Raw genomic sequence first — 3,098 nt, forward strand, 5'->3', positions numbered from 1 at the left:
GTATTCCTCGTCAAACAGGTTGTTGACGTTCAACTGCAAGCCCAGCGCCTTATTGACCTGGTAACCCAGCATCGCGCCGTGCACCCAGTAAGCGTCGATCTTCGCGCGGCTGGCTTGCGCCGGGGTATCGCCGGTGGCCACGGCCACATTGCGGGCGTCGACAAACTGCGCGCCGTAGCCGATTTCGAAGTCGGCCGGCAGCTGGTAGGTGGTCCACAGGCTGAACGAACGCGGCGGGGTGTTGGCCAACGCCTGGCCTTCCTGCACGGCGTCTTCGCCCGGTGCGGCTTTCAGCACTTCGCTGCTCAGCTGGGTGTAAGACGCAAAGGCCTGCCACTTGTCGGTGATTTTGCCGGAGGCTCCCAACTCGAAGCCCTGCACGCGTTGCTCGCCCTGCAATTCGAACGTGCCGTCTTCCAACTCGACGCGGCCATTGGTTTTGTCGACGCGGAAGATTGCTGCGTTAAGCGCCAGGCGCTGGTCCAGCAGCTCCCATTTGGTGCCCAGTTCCCAGGTCTCGTTCTTTTCCGGGTCGAGGTTCTGGTTGCCCACATTCAGGCCGCTGCCGGTGGTCGCCAGGTTCTGTGCCGAGGGGTTGTAAGAGTTGCCCCAGGCCACATAGATGGTGCCGTTCTCGACCGGTTTGTAGGCGAGGCCGACACGGCCGCTGAGCATCTCGTCAGACGATTCCAACTGGGTGCGCACGCCCGTTGCCAAGGTGCGGCTGTCATTCTCGCCCTCGTAGCGCTCCCAACGCAGCCCCAGGCTCAAATCCCATTGTTCGCTCAGCGCCAGGGTATCGAAGGCATACAGCGCCTGATCGGTCAGCTCGGCATCCAGGGTCGAGGTGTTGCTGCGGTTGCGCGGCCCGACGTAGTAGCCCGGCGGGTTGTTCAGGTCGTAAACCGGGCTGAGATCCAGGTTATTACTGAAGTTGGTGCGTTCGAGGGTTTCCCGGGATACCTCAACACCGGTGACCAGCGCGTGCTCGATAAAGCCGGTGGCGAAACGCCAGTTCAGGTTGGTCTGGTTGATCGCCAGCTTGGTGGTGGTGTCGCGGCCGTTGCCGCTGCCCGAGCGATACTTGAACTGGCCCGGGCCGATACCGCCGCCCACCGTCTGCACGTAGCTGCGGGTGGTCACCGTGCGGTTATCCACTTCGCTGTAACGGCTGATGCTGTTCAGGCTGACCAGGTCGTTGAAATCGTGTTCGAACTTGGCGGTCAACGAGTCGACATCGACCTCTTCGGTATCGATATTGCGGAAGCCGAAGTAGTCATCGCGATCGACCCCGGCGAGTACCTTGCCGGCGATGGCCGGCAAGCCGTACTCCGGCAGGTTTTCGTCGGACTGATGCAGGTAGCTCAAGGTCAGGCGCGTGGCGCTGCCCAGGCCAAAGGCAACCGAGGGGGCAATCCCCCAGCGCTCGTAGTTGATCTGCTCACGACCGGCCACGTCGTTTTCGTGGGCCATCAGATTGAGGCGGAATGCACCGCCGTCGATACCGTCCAACGGCTGATTGATGTCGGCCGCCAGACGGCGATAACCGTCGGTGCCCAGGCCAGCTTGCAGGTTGTTGGCCGCGCGCAGACTCGGCGCCTTGCTGACCATGTTGATCGAGCCCGCCGTGGCGCCAGCGCCGGCATACACCGAGCTCGGGCCTTTGACCACCTCGACCATTTCCAGGTTGAACATGTCGGAGCGGGTCATGTTGGCGCTGTCGCGCAGGCCATCGACCATCAGGTTGTTGGTCGCACTGAAGCCACGGATGTTGATGCTGTCGCCGTAGTTGCCGCCCTCACCCGCGCCGAAGGTAATCCCCGACACGTTGGACAGCACCTGGCGCAGGCTCAGCGCGTTCTGCTCGCGGATCACGGCCTGCGGCACCACGGTGATGGTCTGCGGGGTGTCGAGCAGCGGCGCGGTGTATTTCGGCGAGGACGCGCTATCGACTTTATAACCCTCGTCCTGCTGCCCCTGAACCGTGACGCTGCCGAGCTCGACTGGGCTCTTCTGCGGGTCGACAGCAGTGTCGGCAGCCAGGCCGGTGCTGGCCCAGGATGCCACTGCGAAACCGATAGCCGAGGCCAGTAGACGACGCTGCGGCAGGTTGCCGATGCTGTTGTGACACACGCGCATGAGAATCACTCCAATTTAAAGTGGCGCGATTCTATTCGATAATCATTAGCAATCAACAATTACTTACAAAGTCTTGGAACTTTTTTCTGTGGCGCAGGTAATTCGCGCGCGCACGCCACTCAGTCGACGCCAACGGCGCTGCCCCACCGGCCATGCACTGAGCCAGACAACAGCCCTGCATGGCGCCGGCAAACGCGATGCCGGCACCGCCAACGCGCGCGTTATTGCGCTTTTTTCCGCGAGTTTTCCCGCTGCCAAGGGCCGCGCACGGTCGCCCTTTACATAATTTACACCTGGCGCAAAGCCACGCCGTTACTGGCCTCCAGCCATATCGAAGGGGGTTAATGAGAATTCAGGGCAAATTAGAATTGAACCTCATATGCAAGTCATTATCATCCGGCAGCACTTTCCCCCGCCCCAGCACTCGTACCGAACCGCTGCCAGGAGTTTCCCGATGTCTGTCGTCTCATCCCGTACTGCGCTCGCCAGCGCCATTACCCTCGCCAGCGCCATGAGCGTCCACGCCAACGAGCCCATCGCCCTGCAGGATGTAGTGGTCAGCGCCGCCGGGTATGAGCAGAAAATCACCGAAGCGCCGGCCAGCATCAGCGTGCTGAGCCAGGAAGACCTGCAACAGAAGCGCTACAGCAACCTGGCGCAGGCGCTGGAAGATGTCGAAGGCATCGACGTGCGCCAGGGCACCGGCAAGACCGGCGGGCTGAACATCAGCATTCGTGGCCTGCCCAGCGACTACACATTGATTCTGATCGACGGCCGGCGGCAGAACACCGCGGGCAACGTCACGCCCAACGGCTTCAACGAAACCTCCACCAGCTTTATGCCGCCGATGTCGGCCATTGAGCGCATCGAAGTGATTCGCGGGCCGATGTCGACCCTGTACGGCTCCGACGCCATGGGCGGCGTGGTCAATATCATCACCAAGAAAGTGGCCAAGGAGT

At 61.7% G+C, this 3,098-nt stretch carries 2 protein-coding genes; one reads left to right on the forward strand and one right to left on the reverse strand.

The features are described from left to right. On the reverse strand, window positions 1–2,139 hold a 2,139-nt coding region (locus tag B3M58_RS14470; RefSeq protein ID WP_296220130.1), incomplete at its 3' end, for a TonB-dependent receptor. A gap of 454 nt (window positions 2,140–2,593) precedes the next feature. Here B3M58_RS14470 and B3M58_RS14475 point away from each other — a divergent pair. Continuing rightward, the coding region (locus tag B3M58_RS14475) for a TonB-dependent receptor plug domain-containing protein (RefSeq protein ID WP_296220131.1) at window positions 2,594–3,098 on the forward strand (505 nt) is incomplete at its 3' end.

The organism is Pseudomonas sp. UBA2684, from assembly GCA_002354655.1.
In the GTDB taxonomy this organism is placed as follows: Bacteria; Pseudomonadota; Gammaproteobacteria; order Pseudomonadales; family Pseudomonadaceae; genus Aquipseudomonas.